4 protein-coding genes and 1 pseudogene are annotated in these 2,733 nt (G+C 63.3%); 2 read left to right on the top strand and 3 right to left on the bottom strand.

All coding sequences use genetic code 11. From position 1 onward, the window contains the following. Window positions 1-386 (top strand): annotated as a pseudogene (locus EOA33_RS31105) (hypothetical protein); the annotation flags it as partial. A 4-nt stretch (window positions 387-390) separates the two neighbouring features. Here EOA33_RS31105 and EOA33_RS31100 read toward each other — a convergent pair. Then, entirely contained in the window at window positions 391-1,461 is a 1,071-nt protein-coding gene (locus EOA33_RS31100) for a 1-aminocyclopropane-1-carboxylate deaminase (RefSeq protein ID WP_126053994.1), read from the bottom strand. Window positions 1,462-1,608: 147 nt separating this feature from the next. Between EOA33_RS31100 and EOA33_RS31095 the strand changes: the two genes are divergently transcribed. Next, window positions 1,609-2,082, top strand: a complete 474-nt coding sequence (locus EOA33_RS31095) for an Lrp/AsnC ligand binding domain-containing protein (RefSeq protein WP_126053995.1) — start codon at window positions 1,609-1,611, stop codon at window positions 2,080-2,082. Window positions 2,083-2,109: 27 nt separating this feature from the next. Here the strand turns inward: EOA33_RS31095 and EOA33_RS31090 are convergent, their stop codons facing one another. Together EOA33_RS31090 and EOA33_RS31085 are read right to left on the bottom strand one after the other, a co-directional pair. Then, entirely contained in the window at window positions 2,110-2,352 is a 243-nt protein-coding gene (locus tag EOA33_RS31090; protein ID WP_126053996.1) for a hypothetical protein, read from the bottom strand. Window positions 2,353-2,449: 97 nt separating this feature from the next. Beyond that, window positions 2,450-2,733, bottom strand: a 284-nt coding sequence (locus EOA33_RS31085; protein WP_127407377.1) for an FtsX-like permease family protein, incomplete at its 5' end; no start/stop codon positions are given.

The raw sequence follows: 2,733 nt of genomic DNA, 5'->3' as shown, positions 1-2,733 counted from the left end.
CGCATACCGTCAATGCCGGCCGCGTCTATTTCGCCGCCGGCTCGTTCGAGCCGATCGATTTCCGCGACGGCCTCGTCGATGTCGACTTCAACATGATCCGCGAGGTGCGCGAAGAGACAGCGATCGACCTGTCGGGCGCCGAACGCGGCCGGCGCTATCATGCGCTGTCGACGCCGAGCGGCACGGTGATCTTCCGCCGCTATCAGGTGACCGAGCCTGCCGACGAGATCGCGCGGCGCATCCGCGCCTTCATTGTCACGGAGGCGGAACCGGAGATCGAAGGTCCCGTCGTCATCCGTGATGCCACCGACCTGCCGGACGGGCTGATGGGACATATGAAGCCGCTGATCGAATGGCATTTCGCGGGCGGCGACGAAGTCCCCTGAGTCCTTATGGGAAGATCGGCGGCAGCGCCTCGTCCGACATGCTTTTCCGGCAGCCGCCGTCGTCCTTGTAATAATAGCTGTAGCCGTTGATGGCCGGCGCGCCGCCGAGATGCGCGTAGAGAATTCGTGAGCCCTCGGGGAAGAAGCCCTTCCTGGTCAGGTCGATCAGGCCCTGCATCGACTTTCCCTCGTAGACCGGATCGGTGATCATGGCCTCGGTGCGGGCCGCCAGGCGGATCGCGTCGTTCGTGGCCTCCGACGGAACGCCATAGGCGGGATAAGCATAGTCGGGGTTGATGACGATTTCGTCGTCGCGGACGGCGCGGCCGAGCCCGACGAGGGCGGCGGTGTCGTCGACGATGCGGCGGACCTGGGCGCGGGTCTGGTCGAGCGTGCCGGAGGCGTCGATGCCGATCACCCGGTCGGCACGGTTCTGCGCGGCGAAGCCGACGATCATGCCGGCCTGCGTCGAGCCAGTCACGACGCAGACGATCATGTAGTCGAAGGCAAAGCCGAGCTCAGCTTCCTGCCGAGCCACTTCTTCGGCGAAGCCGACATAGCCCAGCCCGCCGAACTTGTGCACCGAGGCGCCTGCCGGGATCGGATAGGGCTTGCCGCCGGCGTCCTTCACCGACTGGATAGCGTCCTCCCAGCTCTTGCGGATGCCGATGTCGAAACCGTCGTCGACCAGCCGGCTGTCGGCGCCCATCAGGCGTGTCATCAGGATGTTGCCGACCCGGTCATAGACCGCGTCATAGTGGGGCACCCATTTCTCCTGGATCACCACGCATTTCATGCCGATCTTGGCGGCCGTCGCGGCGACCATCCGCGTATGGTTCGACTGGACGCCGCCGATCGACACCAGCGTATCGGCGCCGGAGCGAAGAGCATCCGGCACGATGTATTCGAGCTTGCGCAATTTGTTTCCGCCCATGGCCAGCCCGGAATTGCAATCGTCGCGCTTTGCGTAGACGTGGACTTTGCCGCCCAACGCAGCGCTCAGCCGGGGCAGATGCTCGATGGGCGTCGGACCGAAGGTCAGCGGATAGCGTTCAAACTTCGCCAGAAGTGACATCGATCTGTCTCCGCTCTTTGTCGTTTTCGATGCTTTGATAATAGGCGCAGTCGGGCGAAAGGTGTTCTCGAACTTGCCGGCAGAATTTTCATATCTCCCAGATATTTGCGATATGATTGACCTGTTCGTTCATATAGGCTGGCAAAAATGGAAGAATCTTCCACCGAGTTGGACCGCATCGACGTCAGGATCCTGCGCACCCTTCAGGCCGAAGGACGGCTGACCAATGCGGAGCTGGCGGCGCGCGTGAATGTCAGCGCCGCCACCTGCCACAGGCGCACGCAACGCCTGTTCGAAGAAGGTTACATCACCGGGGTCAGGGCGGAGATTACGCCCGCTACGGTAGGGCTTGGCGCGCTGGTGATGGTCGGCGTCGTGCTCGACCGTTCGACACCTGAAAGCTTCGCCGCTTTCGAGGAAGCCGTGCTGAGACTCAAGGAGGTTCTCGACTGTAATCTCGTGGCCGGCGACTTCGACTACCTGCTGAAGATAAGGGTTCGCGACATGGCGGATTTCAACAAGCTCCACGGGCAGAAGCTGATCGCGCTACCGGGCGTACGGCAAACCAGGACTTTCTTTGTCATGAAGGAGGTCAAGGAGAATGCGCGGCTTCCGTTTTGACAGGCCGCGGAGCAAGGGCGCGCAAGCTCAGCGCTGCGCCTTGTCCTGCAAAGCCTTGCGATCGTTGCGGGCGGCGATGAAGAACAGGATGACGCCGAGGCCAAGCAGCGCGCCCATCGCCATTCCCATCGTCTGGCCGACGACCTCCTGAAAATTCGTGGCGACGCGATCGGGATTCTGGATACCGTAGCCGGCGAGATACCACCACAGCCCGGCCAGGGCGGCCTCGAAGATCGCCAACACCAGGATCAGCCGCGCCTTCTTGCTCATTCGAATCTCCCCCCATGTGCCGAGGCCATGCAGTAGCATTGCCGGATGCGTGGCGACAGGGGTGGCGAGGGCATATTCCGGTAACGACCGCGCCGCCTCACTCGTGCCGCAGCGCGTCGATCGGGTCGAGCCTGGCGCCGCGCAGCGCTGGGAAGAAGCCGAACACCATGCCGATCAGCGCCGAAAAGCCGACCGCGAGCAGGATGACCGCCGGGCTCGGCGCGAAGGGGATGATCAGCGCCACCGAGGCGATGGCGGCGAGCGCCAGGCCGATCAGGATGCCGATGATCCCGCCGAGGAGCGACAGCACCGTCGCCTCGACCAGGAACTGGATGAGGATGTGCTTCTCATGCGCGCCGATCGCCAGCCTGATGCCGATCT

The organism is Mesorhizobium sp. M4A.F.Ca.ET.050.02.1.1, assembly GCF_003997725.1.
In the GTDB taxonomy this organism is placed as follows: domain Bacteria; phylum Pseudomonadota; class Alphaproteobacteria; order Rhizobiales; family Rhizobiaceae; genus Mesorhizobium.
Note: the sequence above shows the minus strand (reverse complement) of the source record. Positions and strands in the feature narration are given on the sequence as shown.

Coding starts and splice junctions, on each gene's coding strand:
- EOA33_RS31095 (WP_126053995.1), top strand. CDS start 1,609: ATGGAAGAATCTTCCACCGAGTTGGACCGCATCGACGTCAGGATCCTG.
- EOA33_RS31100 (WP_126053994.1), bottom strand. CDS start 1,461: ATGTCACTTCTGGCGAAGTTTGAACGCTATCCGCTGACCTTCGGTCCG.
- EOA33_RS31090 (WP_126053996.1), bottom strand. CDS start 2,352: ATGAGCAAGAAGGCGCGGCTGATCCTGGTGTTGGCGATCTTCGAGGCC.